The following is an 11,737-nucleotide window of genomic DNA, read 5'->3' as shown; positions in this document are numbered from 1 at the left end:
GATTAAAAAAATACTTATAATTCAGTAGCTTACTTACATAGATGTTTTTGCTGTAGCAAAATTCCAGCAATCTGAATTCTGCTAGCGCTGACCGGTTGCTATCGACCCAAACCGGACCGTCGCGACTGGCGGCGCTAACCGCAAGCTGCCATCTTTCGCGCTTACGCTCATGGCCCCGAATTTGAGGTGGCTATGCACTCAGCCTGATAAGCTCTGAACTTGATTGATTTGATAAGGCTAGGTGCCGAAGATGGGGCTTATCCCGAGCTGTGATCACAGAGAAGATGCCATCAGGTCTCTCGCTGAAATCTATGCAGTTTCAACTGAAGAAATCGGAAGGGTTCTTGAGGCTTCCGAAGTGCTAGAAATTGCACAGTCGTATTCCCAAATGGAGTCACAGGGTTTCCACTTTGTAGTATGTCACCTTCTAAATGCTTCCCCTCGTTCCGATATTACGCACGCTTGTTACTACCATTCGACGAGCTACGATGGCCGCCCTTCGTGGTTCGATGAAGGATTGCTTGGCTCGTCGCAAGGCGTGGGGCATTTTCTAGAAAAAATTACCGAATGGCTCCCTCTTGAGGAGCAAGTTGTAGCAAAAGAAGCGGTTAAGGGCATCGTGAAGCGTCGCAGCGAGTACGAAGGTGCCACTGCCGAGACGTGCGGACCATATGCATGGGACACCTTTACTGCTGCCAGCTCTAGCTCAAACGGAGTTAGCTATAGGGTCCCAGAGGCGATCCAGGATTTGTGGTCTTCCAGTCTTTGTGGCGGCGGCGGGTTGGTCGACCTGAGGGGGCTCATCGAAGAAAAGCTGAGACCTGTCGTAGTCAAGTTCAAAGGAAAAGTTTCAAATATCGATGACTACTGCGCAACCCTCTGGGCCTATTTGCTATCGGATGACGGTGAGTGCCACCTTACTCATACTTTCGCAGGCGACGGAAAAACTATTCCTAAAGAGGACATTCTTGCGCTGATGGAGGTTTCATAAACGCGGCCTGGGCGATACAGCTGGTGGTCCAGCCTACGCGATGGAGCACGTTTGCCATTTATGGGGTTTCTCCGATTGGATTAGTCGCTTTTGGCCGGTGACTGCCTTTCGTTAAGGGCCACTATGGATCGAAAGGAAACAATCACACGCCGATTGTGCTCGGGTATTAACGAAAAAAGCCCTAGAGCCCCAAATAACAAGGGCTGTAGGGCTTTTTTATTGAGCAAGAGATCGCGCCGCTTGGCATTAAATGGCATTGATTGGTGTGCAGATTGCCCCATTTTTGCCCCAATACTCAACCTCTTCACCTTGCAGGCTCCGACAACTCTTCGCCCTTGCCAATAGCGCCGTGGTGGCGCTGCACCAGAGTGAAGCCGCCAAAACGTTCGAATGCTACAGGGCGCCCTCTGAAGTGGGCAATATGAAGAATTATCAACTTAAATAAATCGGAACATTGAATGAGCTTAACGTCCCTTGACAGGAATATCAGTAAAAAACCTAAGCGCTATCTAAATTGAGTACTTTTGATATGCCAAACTTTTAATAACCCGATCTACATCATTTACATACTCAATTAAAGGATAACTCCCGGAACGCCCAGCCTTCTGAAACATGAGCGCCTGTATATTAGGAGAGTCTACACTTATATTTTTAGCCACTGCTTCGGCTGGGTGCGCTTTAGTTAGCGAGTGATGAATTTTTTCTAGATTATTGAACTGCCCTGGATTTTTCGTTCTTTCCAAAAGCTCGAAAAGTGTATATTCGCCATCTTGTATAGAACTGCATATTTTTTCAAGAGTGCTAATTCTGACAAATAAAATTCTCGAAAGTAATATAGGCGAAGGGTAGCATACAGGGTATGGCGCACCAGTAAGTGCAGCAGTGCCAATCATTCGTTCTAACGATTCAGCATCTGAAAATCCGTAATCGTCATTAACAACTATAAACGAGTAAAACTCATAATCTTTGAGAACATGGTCTTTTTGAAGAATATGTACACATTGCTGGGATTGGGCTATACCTTTAATATGACTATCCTGCAAACGCTTGGCAAGCGTGGCAGTGTCTAGTATAACCTTTACGAAATCCGTCTGCTCAACACCTTTGGACTCGACAATAAGTGCTATTTTTGCCTCAGGCGAAGTCAACATATGATCAACAACATTACTTTTTTTACCAGAATATCCTAACCTCCTGTACAGCTCTTTAATTTCGCCTTCACTTATATAAGGCAGCTTGGTCCACACAAGGATGGCCCCAATATAATTTTCGAACTTTTGTGTGAACACTTTTTTGAAAGTGCTAGAAATTTCTTTTGAGTCTTTGAACAGATGGGGTAGTAAAAAGCTCGCGGATGAGGCCGACAAATTATTTGATATAGTTCTGATAGCTTTTCCGGTGAAAATAAACGGCTTTTGCTTGAGCGGAGAATCATAGAAATAGCTTCCAAAATCAGAATCATAAGTTGTAAACTTCGAAAAAAACTGGGGCAACTCCTCAACAGTTACAGAGAAAACCCTAAAGAAACTGTATATATCTCTAAGCGCAACATACCTATATGACTCATATATCAATCGCGCCAAATTAATCTCAGTAGATCCCGTTTCCGAAGCTCCTATCTGATTAAGCAGCAAGAACCATATAAAACAATAGGTCGAAATAGAAATCCCAAACTTTCCTTTAAAATAGTCATCCAGACATTGGTTATCCGCAAGCAGATTAGCCTGGCGCACAATATCGGCGTGAGAACTCAGTATATTATGCTGCAAGGTCGACTGTTGGCTTATCATGGCACGCATAGCCACCAAAGGGTTACTATCTGCTTCCAGATAGGGTATCAAGCAATTATGCACCCGCCATAGGCTATTAATAATATCTATTATCTCATTATCTCCCGGCCTTCTAGTTCCACCTGAAGATGTAGCGGATATTTTGATTGCTAAAATCCACACATGTTCAAAGTCAAAACTTATCTCATTCCGCCTCTTGATCTCAGATATTTTCTTTAAGCATTTCGCGATGAAGAACCCCTGATCATAATGAGATATTTTCTTATTTATTTTCCCCATCCTTTGTGTATACAGCTCTTGGGCACGTTCTTCGGCAGAGGATTTAGGCTTCTTTAAGGCAGCATTCATGCGACACATCCTTTTGTTTCGCTGTCATTCTGGGGAGATAGGTAGACATGATACAAACAAAGAGCTGTTTGATAGCGACCAAAGATCACGCATCTTTCAACTTCGACTCGAAAGCAGTCGTCTGAGTTTACCTTCTCCCAACTCCAGGCCCTGTATCTCGGACGTAGGCTTGGCACGCCCGCAAGGCAATCAATCCTTGATCGCCGTCTCCGGTGATGGCGACAATTCGTTGAGCAACCGCTGGGTCAAGTTCGGCTCGCGTTCCTCCATGAACCACGCCGCAGGTGCCGGCGGTGGCTGGCACCCGACCGCCACCACCCGTGGCGGCGGTGTTGAGTAGGACTGACAGCCGCTGCTCAGCAGTAGCAATCCGGTCACGCAGACGAGCCTGCTTCGTTTGAGCATCGCGCAATTCCTTGTAGTGGGTTTCGTCATTCGCCTGCAGGCGATCCTCCAGGGCCCGACGGGCGTCCTGCTGGGTTTCCTGCCAGTTGATCACCGCACTGGCGGCCTGCTCACGATCAGTGCTGTACGCCTCGGCCTGGTCAGCCAGATCCTTGCCATAGGCGTTGGCCTGCCACGTCCAGGCCAGCCAACCACCCAGGGCGAACCCCAGCACCAGGGCCAGAGCCGGCAACAACCAGCCCGGGGCCTTCAAGGCAGCACCTTCAATGCACGCTGATACAGCGCCTCACGATCCGACAGGCCGTTGGTCCCGCCGTTAATGCGCTTGGTGATGGTGAGAAAGTCGCCCTTATCGGCAAGGCTGTTCAGGCCCGCACGCTGCCAGAACCAACCCGCCGACAGCGCAGCATAGACCGGGGTTTCCAGCAGCTCCGGGGTGTTGAGCAATCGAGCATCGCTGAACAGCGCTTCGCTACAGGCTTCATAGTTGGCCCGGCCGGTGATCTGAATCAGCCCCCGGCCTCGGTATTTCTGGCCGTCGCCGTCCGCCTCGGGTGTGTTGCCCAGGCGCTTGGCCAGAGTGCCGGTGTCGTACTTGCTCAAATACTGATTGCTGCCCAGCTCGCGCACGTACAGAAGCTGGCCGGACTCGTGGCCGATCTGCGCCAGGAACGCCGCAACGCGCAGGCGGGTGATGATTGCGTACTTGCTCATCGCCGCGTTGAGAGCTGGAACAAAAACGCCGGCTTTAGCGCCGGCGTTGGGGAGGATCTGCAGCAGCTGCTGCGCTGTGATGGTCATGCCTGTTATCTCCAGTGATGATGAGGGTTAAAGCTGCTCGATCCTGAGTGGCTTGGTTGCTTTCTTTTTCTTGCCTTTAGCTTTCGCCTTGCCCTTCTTGCCGCCGTTGCACTCAACCGTGGTGCTCCACCCGGACTGGGTAAACACCTGCTCGACCGAGTCCACCAGGTACTCGCCATCGAGGCCGACCTTGAAGCCCTGGGCATTGATCATGCGTTCAGCGAATAGATCGGTTCGGCCAGGCATCTCCAGCCGCACGCCGGCGGTGCTGCGGTTGAATGCAGCCAGACGCGCCTTGGCGGCCTGTTCGGCTGCGGACTTGTTCGGATAGATATGGCGGTCGGTGTGCACCGGTGGCAGCCCATCCGGCGAGTCCTCGTTGCCCAGGTCGACGACCCGCAGCTTTCCGCTCTTCTTGTCCTGGTGCTTGGTCTGCACCGCCTTGTGGGTGCTTTTGTCCCCCAGGCGGAACTGATAGCGGCTCACGTCGCGGCGAGTGATGGTGACGGTGCTAAGGGCCCTGCCGCTGGCGCTCTGCCCGGCCTGCCGAGGCAGCACCAGCAACTTGCCGTCGGCCACCTTGGCTGTGCAGTCGTACTGCTTGGCCAGGCGAGTGATGAAGTTGAAGTCGGATTCGTTGAGCTGGTCGACCCGGGGCACCTTGGTGGTCACCGTGCACACTGGCTGCCAGCCGTTGCGGGTAGCCACATCGCGCGCGATCTGCTGCAGCGGGACATCTTCCCAACTACCGCTGCGGGTGGTCTTGCCACTGCCGCGCATGTCGCTGGCCTTGCCCCGGATCTCGATAGAGTCGGGCGGCCCCGTCACCACGACCTCGTCTACCGTGTAGCGACCCAGCCGGGTCAGTGACTGACCGGCGTACCCCATGAACACCTCGATACTGGCACCACGGCTGGGCAGCGCCACCGCGCCATCTCGGTCATCGATGCGCAGCTCAAACTCGTCCGACTCCATGCCGGGCTTGTCCGAGGTCCGCAGGGTCAGTAGCCGGTCATTGATCAGCGCGGTGATGTTCTTGCCGTCTGCAACGATTCGGAATACAGGCGTCATGCAATAAACCTCCCCCTGGGTGACACAGCCACCGGGACTTCATAGAATCCCGAGCCGTTGCCCCTACAGGAGTTGAGAAAGTGAAAAGGATTTTCGGATTGACGCTGTGCCTGTTGGCCACCTCGATGGCACAAGCCGAACAGAAACTTCGGGTTATAGACCTGGGTGACGACGCCCCAGTGAGCGCCGAAGCCGCAGAGCGCGGTAGGCAGGCCATCGCCGCCCAAGAAGCAGCAAAGAAAATCAAACCCGAGGAGGCCCGCGACTTCCTCAAACGTCTTAACAAGACGGTAGAGCACGGCCAAACCCTGGCGCTGTCCGGAGCTATGGACGGCAAACAAGCTCGCGAGCAGGCCATTGCGCTGAAAAAGTTAATGGACGAAAGCGACCGCTTCGGATCGCTGTTTGCCCCCTTCGCCAAGTGCCGCTCCGCCGCAATCGATGCCAATACCTCCTGGCAAGGCATGATTTCCCAGAACGTTCGGCAGTACTCCGAAGGCAACACGTCCTACCAAGCTAACGCCAAGGAATGCGCCCAGGCGGCCGGCTAATCCCATAGCTGCAGCGCAGCCTCTGTCACCACCGGAAGATCGGGCAGTACGATCAGCACCCCAGCCCGGAACGGCTGGGGTTCGTCGGCCAGCCCCTGGTTGGCATCCAGCACCGCTTCGACACTGCCATTCAGGTGCCCGTAAAACTGGTGACACAGGGTGTCGAGCAGATCCCCGTCAGACGTTCTGCATGTCGTCGCCATAGCTCACGAACTCCAGTGAAAAGCCCTGCTTACGCGGGATGCCCCCGGCCAGCAGGTGGCTTTGTTCTTCCTCAAGGCTTGTCAGGCACCAAGTGCCCAGCACTTCACCATAGCCCGTGGTCAGGCTCAGCGGCTGCAACCGCCGCCCGATGCTGCGCAGCTTCTGCAACTGACCCAGCCCACCCTTGAACCCCGGAAACACCGCGCCCTTGAGGGTGATCTTGTCGTCGCCCTGGCCCACCGCCTGCTGCGCGATACTACGGGTCAGGCGTTCCTGGCCAGCCCAGCGGAACCCGGTCTGACGGCGCAGCTCTTCAAAAGCTGCAGTGTCGAGGTTGAAGTAATACGGCTGCCCGCCAGTCTTCAGCGGGTGAATGATCAGCAGGTGCGGGAACGGCTTCACCGCCTCGGCGGCCGGAGTACCCAGGCCGCCGAACGATCCAGTAGGGAGAATGTTGCCCAGGGAGGGGCTGATCTGCCCGCCGATCCGGTTGATAGCGGCACCGGCCTTGGCGGTCTGCTCCTGCAGCGTACCGAGACGCTGCTGAATCTGTCCCACCGCCGACACGGCCTGGCTGTACTGAGCTGCCACCTCGCCGACTACGGACTGTGCAGCGGTGATGCCGCGCAAGGTCCGCTGCAGCTTGGCGCCCATCTCAGGCCCCACAAATGGGATGTTCTCCAGCTCCGAGGCAGCACCGGTAATATCGCTGATGGCTCCGTTCAGTGGGGTCAGCATGCCATCCGCACTGCTGCGGCCCGCCTCCCCCGCGTCAACCAGGGACTGAAACCCCGACTGCAGTTGCTCCATGTACGCCATGGCACCTCCTTAAACGTGTGGTTCATCCGACAGCTGACGCGCCGCAGCCTGGCGGCTGTACTCGTCGAACATCCGGCGCATATAAGGCTCAACCTCCCGGGCCACCTGAGCCGGGTCTTTAACGTCCCCCTGCACCGTGACCTGCAGGCTCGGCGAGAAAGCAAACTGCTGATCGACCTTGGGCACCTGCTTCGCAGGTTCGGGCGCCTTGAGCATTGCCGGCACGGCAGCCGACGGTGAGGCTGACCCCATCGAGCGAACCACCTGCCCCATGACCGGGGGCGTCTGCCCGGTCTTGAACGATTTCGCGATGTCGCCCAGGACCGGCGGGATGTCCTTCCCGGCATTGGCCAGCATCAGCGGGCCCGCTGCGGGCATCCGCTTGAGCGAGTCATCAGAACCGAACATCGACTTGCCAGCATAAGAGCCCAGGGCATCACCTCCCAGGTAACCGACAGTGCCCCCGATGGCAGCACCGATAGCCCCCCCGATGGCAGTGCCAAGCCCTGGAACGACAGAGCCAATGGCCGCACCGGCAGCCAACCCCATTTTCGTCCCGACCAAAGCACCCGCCAGCCCCCCCGCCGCGCCGCCATAGCCCTCTGCTTTCTCGTCCTTGGTCTTGGCATTCTGATAGGTGTCTGCAGCCTTGAGGCCGGCACCCAGCACCGACAGGAAGGCCCCGCCTTTGACCACCGGTGCCAGCCCCTTTAACAGGGAACCTGTACCTTTTAAGGCTGCCGAGCCTAAACCCACCGCACCTTTTGCAACGGTCCCCACACCGCCCCGGCTAAAGACACTCCTGAGCGCCCGCCCGACACTACCAAGTCGGCCGCGCCCCGCCCTTCCTGCCCGGGAGCCCCTGCCGCCTTTGCCTCCCTTCTTATCCTTGCCACCATCGACGTCGTAATCACCTCCGCCCAACCCGCCGGCGTTGGTGACAAACACCCGCTGAATCACGTTCGGGTTACCCATCAACGAACCGTGAGCCACATTGAGCAGGCCCTTGCCGATCTTGACGGCGGACACCACGCTCTTTAGCGCGACCAGCCCAGCCCCCAGGGCGGTAATCCCCATCACCAGGGGCGGGGCTTTCTCCGCCAAGCCAGTTAGCGACCTGGCCACCGTGGTGATGTGCTTGGCCACGGCATCTGTTGCTGGCCGCAGAGCATCCCCCACGGCCCGCATGCCATCGTTCATCGCGTGAACTGTTTCGGCCCACAGCTGCGAGGAGGTTTCCCGGCGCTCGGCCAGGTTCTTGTCGAGGATGCCCTTAGCGCTCAACGAATCTTTCTTGAGCTGCTCGTACAGCTCCCGGTTCTGCGAGTACGCCGTCAGTGCCGCCTTGACTTGCATGTCGGAGAACAGGTCACCGGTGCGCAAGGACTGCTCCAGGGCGTTCAGCATTGCCTTGGCTTTGGCCGGATCCGCCTCCTTGCTGATCTTCGCCTGGGCCTCGGCCATCTTCGCCGCCTTCGCCGGATCCGTGGCCTTGATGTACCGCATGGCCAGCTCAAAGCTCGACTCCAGGGTCGACATACCTTTCTGAACACCGGTACTCAGTGAGGCCTGGTAATCAATACCAGCATCCTTGTACGCCTTGACCACTTCCCCGGAACCGATTTTCTCCATCCAGTTTTTCAGGTTGTTGGCTGCCTCATCGGAGCCACCGGCAGTCTTCATCTGCACCTGCAGCATCGAGCCCAACTGACTCACCGCATCCATGCCGGTGATTTCCATCTTGCCCATGCCAGCCAGCAGCTGCGGAAACCAGCGCGCCATGTCGGACGCCTCAAAGCTGCCCGCCTGACCCTGCATCGCGATGGCTTCCAGGGCCTTCTCCATGACCTTCGGGTCGCTGATCTTGGCGTTCTGCTCCAGCGCCTGGATCATTTTGGCGGTGTCCTCACCACCCGAGCCCTGGCCCACGGCAAACTTGGCCGCCACCGGCGCATAGGACAGCGCCTTGTCCAGCTCCATCCCGGCGCCAACCAACTGATTCACCAGCTCGGCCACGTCGTTGCGGCCCATTCCGGTGTCTTGCGAGGTCTGAATGATGGTGCGGGTCAACTGGGCTTCTTGTGGCTTGTTCGCCACGTCGGCCTTGATCGCAATATCGCGAATGATCGCCTGATAGTCCGCGCTGATCTTGGTCGGAATAGCTACCGCCCCGACACCGGCCACGGCCTGGCCAATGCTGGACTTGAGGCCCTCCTTGCCCTGCTGGATCTGCTGGTGCCCCTTAAGCTGCAGATCGGCACCCCGGGCCACTCGGCCGAGTGCCTGATATTCCTGGCGCAGCTTGTTAACCTGGATACCCTGCTTCTGCAGGCTGGTCAGGTTCCCTTCCAGCTTGCGCAACAACCCGGCGGCCGAGGCCGCACCGGTTTCGTGCGCCCGCCTCCATTCATCCCGCAGGCGCATGGTTTCGCCGATGGTGTTCTTCAGCACCTTGGCCTTGTTGCCCTGTTCCTCCAGCTTCTTGATCCGGCCCTCAACCGTCTTGAAGGCAGCCCCCACCGTCGAACTGACGGCGCCGCCGATCACCAGCCCCAACGCCAGCTTGCTTGCCATCTGATTCACCTATGCCCGAGTTGATGGGCTCAGTCCGTGAGCCACCAGACCATGTCGCTAAAGCGCATGGTCATGATTTCCTCGGCGGAAAAATGCAGCTCGCTCGCGAGCCGCTTCGCCGCCATCTTCATCACCGCCGGGTCAAAGTTCGTCGTCTTGCACCAGGCGAAAATAGCCGGCCTGCAGGCGCTGGTAATCCTTGAGGGTCATGCCCTCCAGATCCTTAGACCCAACCCCAGCCAGGCTGGAAAACAGCATCAACTCGCGCTGTTCGTCGTCACCACCGGCGGCGGTGTTGGCGGCACGTACATCGCGCACGGTGGGTGCACGCAGGGTGACCTTGTCGCAGACCACGCCATTCATCTCCACCGCCTTGGTGAGGGTCACGGCCACGCTCTCGGCACTCAGGGTCATCCAGGCCGGTGTCTTTTTCGCTACTTGAGTCATGGGGGTTTTCCTTACAGGCCCAGGGCCGAACGTTGGGCGGCGAGCTGGTCGACGCCGTTGATCACGCGCTTCATACCCAGCGCATCGATCTCGTAAATGAGGCGGCCGTCCACTTCCAGCTTGTAGTAGGTCAACGCCACGTTGTGCTTGATCTCGGCCTTGTCGCCGGCCTTCCAGTCGCCCATATCAACCTCTTTGAGCATGCCGCGCAGGGTGACAATCACCGGGGTAACCTTGCCCTTGAGGCCCTTGAAGGCACCCCGGAACACGCCATTGAAGGCGGTACCGTCGGCCAGGCCGAAGAGCTTCAACGACTCGCGGCGCACGCCGGTGGTGGTAAAGCCGGCTTCTTGTTTTTCCATGCCCATGTCCAGCTCCACCGGCAGGTCCATGCCGCCGACCCGGTGTTCCTCTGTCTTGAGCGTGAGCTTGGGCAGAGTCAGGCTTGGGACATCACCCTGGAAGCTGATGCCATCGGCGAACAGGTTCATGTTCGCCAGGGTTTCGGGAATCATTGCCATTGCTGCGGCTCCTTAAGCGGCGGAATCGAGGACTTCGGTCAACCACTGGTTGGTGACCTCGACGCGGAAGTTGGGGTTTTCGGCGGGCGGTACGTCGGTAAAGCGGATGTTCCAGTACACCTTGCCCTGCTCCAGCTGGCTGGCGGTGTTGAGTTCGGTGTCCGCGTAGACCTCGAAGTTGATGATGGCGCCCTGATTCTTTAGGTCGCGCATGAACGCCTGCAGGCCCTCGGTCACGTCCTTGACATAGGTCGCGGTGATCGAACGGTCGACCGCCCACTTGTGGCCGTAGAGGATCGCGTCCATGACGATGTCCATGGTCCGCACCCGGGTGACGAATGCCCACTTCGGATCACTCGACAACGTACGGTTGCCCCAAAGCCGAAAGCCCGCATCACGAATAATCGTGGTGATGTTGGCGTTGTTCAGCAGGTTGGCCCGGCAAGTCTCGTCCCCATCCAGAAACTCAATAGGCCGAGTGGTACCGGTGAGGCCGACAAACTCCTTGTTCGAGGGCGAGGCCCAGAAGCCGTACTCGTTGTCGGTCCAGGCGAACAGGCCCGCCGACCAGGCCGAAGCCGGCGCATCGACGGTGGCGCTCTCGCCGGTGTCCCAGTACTGAATACCCGGATCGACCAGGTAGGCCCGCTTGGCGCCGAAGTTCTTGGCGTACTCCATGGCCGCCTCGTCGGTGGTGTTGGGGCCGTCGAGGATGGCCAGGCCACGCAGCTTGTCGGCCAGGGCGACCAGGGCTGTGCCCACTGGCAGATCTGCGCTGTGCTTGGGGGCCACCAGCAACCGCGGCTGCGCGTTGAATCGACTCTTGCCATCCAGCAGCGCCTGCAGGCCGGTACGCTTGCCGCTGGCCAGCACCCCACCGATGATCGCCGAGGTCTGCTGTGCGGCGTCCTGAACCTTGGCCACACCGCACGCAACAATCACCGCCTTGGCGCGCTGGTAGATGGCCTTGCACGCCTTGGTGATGGCCGCATCCGGCCCCCAGGCCGCGATGGCTTCGCGCTCGTTGGTGATCAGTAACAAGTCATTGGCCTTGGCGCTGAAGTCGGGGCCTTCGGTGAAAGTGTCCACCAAGCCGATGATCGAGGATGACGGCAGCGAGATAGTCCGCGTGCCGGTGTCGACGTTGGTGACGGTAACGCCGTGAAAGAAACCACTCATGGATAAGCTCCAGACATGAAAAAGCCCCGCATGAGC

Annotated in this window: 12 protein-coding genes; 2 read left to right on the top strand and 10 right to left on the bottom strand. The window is 57.4% G+C overall.

The features are described 5' to 3' along the window. Positions 1-250: 250 nt before the first annotated feature. Positions 251-991: a hypothetical protein gene (locus tag BM382_RS30870; RefSeq protein WP_072444049.1), complete on the top strand. Its 741-nt coding sequence runs from the start codon at positions 251-253 to the stop codon at positions 989-991. A gap of 509 nt (positions 992-1,500) precedes the next feature. Here the strand turns inward: BM382_RS30870 and BM382_RS31800 are convergent. The 4 genes from BM382_RS31800 to BM382_RS30855 all read right to left on the bottom strand — a co-directional run bounded on the left by BM382_RS31800 (position 1,501) and on the right by BM382_RS30855 (position 5,406). Continuing rightward, complete coding sequence (locus BM382_RS31800; protein ID WP_139187231.1) at positions 1,501-3,129, bottom strand: hypothetical protein; 1,629 nt, start codon at positions 3,127-3,129, stop codon at positions 1,501-1,503. 127 nt (positions 3,130-3,256) lie between these two features. After that, positions 3,257-3,787 (bottom strand): lysis system spanin subunit, encoded by a 531-nt coding sequence (locus BM382_RS30865; protein WP_072444051.1) that lies wholly within the window; start codon positions 3,785-3,787, stop codon positions 3,257-3,259. Then, positions 3,784-4,335, bottom strand: coding sequence for a glycoside hydrolase family 19 protein (locus BM382_RS30860; RefSeq protein ID WP_072444053.1), 552 nt, complete (start codon positions 4,333-4,335; stop codon positions 3,784-3,786). The genes BM382_RS30865 and BM382_RS30860 overlap by 4 nt, the downstream gene beginning before the upstream one ends. A gap of 27 nt (positions 4,336-4,362) precedes the next feature. Continuing rightward, positions 4,363-5,406 (bottom strand): phage late control D family protein, encoded by a 1,044-nt coding sequence (locus tag BM382_RS30855; RefSeq protein ID WP_072444055.1) that lies wholly within the window; start codon positions 5,404-5,406, stop codon positions 4,363-4,365. A gap of 80 nt (positions 5,407-5,486) precedes the next feature. Between BM382_RS30855 and BM382_RS30850 the strand changes: the two genes are divergently transcribed. Further along, positions 5,487-5,957, top strand: coding sequence for a hypothetical protein (locus BM382_RS30850; RefSeq protein ID WP_072444057.1), 471 nt, complete (start codon positions 5,487-5,489; stop codon positions 5,955-5,957). Here BM382_RS30850 and BM382_RS30845 read toward each other — a convergent pair. The 6 genes from BM382_RS30845 to BM382_RS30820 all read right to left on the bottom strand — a co-directional run bounded on the left by BM382_RS30845 (position 5,954) and on the right by BM382_RS30820 (position 11,701). Further along, positions 5,954-6,160 (bottom strand): tail protein X, encoded by a 207-nt coding sequence (locus BM382_RS30845; protein ID WP_072444059.1) that lies wholly within the window; start codon positions 6,158-6,160, stop codon positions 5,954-5,956. The two genes, BM382_RS30850 and BM382_RS30845, sit on opposite strands and share 4 nt — an antisense overlap. Continuing rightward, positions 6,135-6,980, bottom strand: a complete 846-nt coding sequence (locus BM382_RS30840) for a phage tail protein (RefSeq protein ID WP_072444062.1) — start codon at positions 6,978-6,980, stop codon at positions 6,135-6,137. The genes BM382_RS30845 and BM382_RS30840 overlap by 26 nt, the downstream gene beginning before the upstream one ends. 9 nt (positions 6,981-6,989) lie before the next feature. After that, entirely contained in the window at positions 6,990-9,554 is a 2,565-nt protein-coding gene (locus BM382_RS30835; protein ID WP_072444064.1) for a phage tail tape measure protein, read from the bottom strand. 141 nt (positions 9,555-9,695) lie between these two features. After that, on the bottom strand, positions 9,696-10,001 hold the full coding sequence (locus BM382_RS30830) for a phage tail assembly protein (protein WP_011060330.1): 306 nt from the start codon (positions 9,999-10,001) through the stop codon (positions 9,696-9,698). A gap of 11 nt (positions 10,002-10,012) precedes the next feature. Next, on the bottom strand, positions 10,013-10,522 hold the full coding sequence (locus BM382_RS30825) for a phage major tail tube protein (RefSeq protein ID WP_011060329.1): 510 nt from the start codon (positions 10,520-10,522) through the stop codon (positions 10,013-10,015). A 12-nt stretch (positions 10,523-10,534) separates the two neighbouring features. Beyond that, entirely contained in the window at positions 10,535-11,701 is a 1,167-nt protein-coding gene (locus BM382_RS30820; protein WP_011060328.1) for a phage tail sheath subtilisin-like domain-containing protein, read from the bottom strand. Positions 11,702-11,737: the final 36 nt, after the last annotated feature.

Source organism: Pseudomonas sp. NFPP25 (assembly GCF_900116505.1).
GTDB lineage: Bacteria > Pseudomonadota > Gammaproteobacteria > Pseudomonadales > Pseudomonadaceae > Aquipseudomonas > Aquipseudomonas protegens.
Note: the sequence above shows the minus strand (reverse complement) of the source record. Positions and strands in the feature narration are given on the sequence as shown.

Coding starts and splice junctions, on each gene's coding strand:
- BM382_RS30830 (WP_011060330.1), bottom strand. CDS start 10,001: ATGACTCAAGTAGCGAAAAAGACACCGGCCTGGATGACCCTGAGTGCC.
- BM382_RS30855 (WP_072444055.1), bottom strand. CDS start 5,406: ATGACGCCTGTATTCCGAATCGTTGCAGACGGCAAGAACATCACCGCG.
- BM382_RS30845 (WP_072444059.1), bottom strand. CDS start 6,160: ATGGCGACGACATGCAGAACGTCTGACGGGGATCTGCTCGACACCCTG.
- BM382_RS30860 (WP_072444053.1), bottom strand. CDS start 4,335: ATGACCATCACAGCGCAGCAGCTGCTGCAGATCCTCCCCAACGCCGGC.
- BM382_RS30870 (WP_072444049.1), top strand. CDS start 251: ATGGGGCTTATCCCGAGCTGTGATCACAGAGAAGATGCCATCAGGTCT.
- BM382_RS31800 (WP_139187231.1), bottom strand. CDS start 3,129: ATGAATGCTGCCTTAAAGAAGCCTAAATCCTCTGCCGAAGAACGTGCC.
- BM382_RS30820 (WP_011060328.1), bottom strand. CDS start 11,701: ATGAGTGGTTTCTTTCACGGCGTTACCGTCACCAACGTCGACACCGGC.
- BM382_RS30835 (WP_072444064.1), bottom strand. CDS start 9,554: ATGGCAAGCAAGCTGGCGTTGGGGCTGGTGATCGGCGGCGCCGTCAGT.
- BM382_RS30825 (WP_011060329.1), bottom strand. CDS start 10,522: ATGGCAATGATTCCCGAAACCCTGGCGAACATGAACCTGTTCGCCGAT.
- BM382_RS30840 (WP_072444062.1), bottom strand. CDS start 6,980: ATGGCGTACATGGAGCAACTGCAGTCGGGGTTTCAGTCCCTGGTTGAC.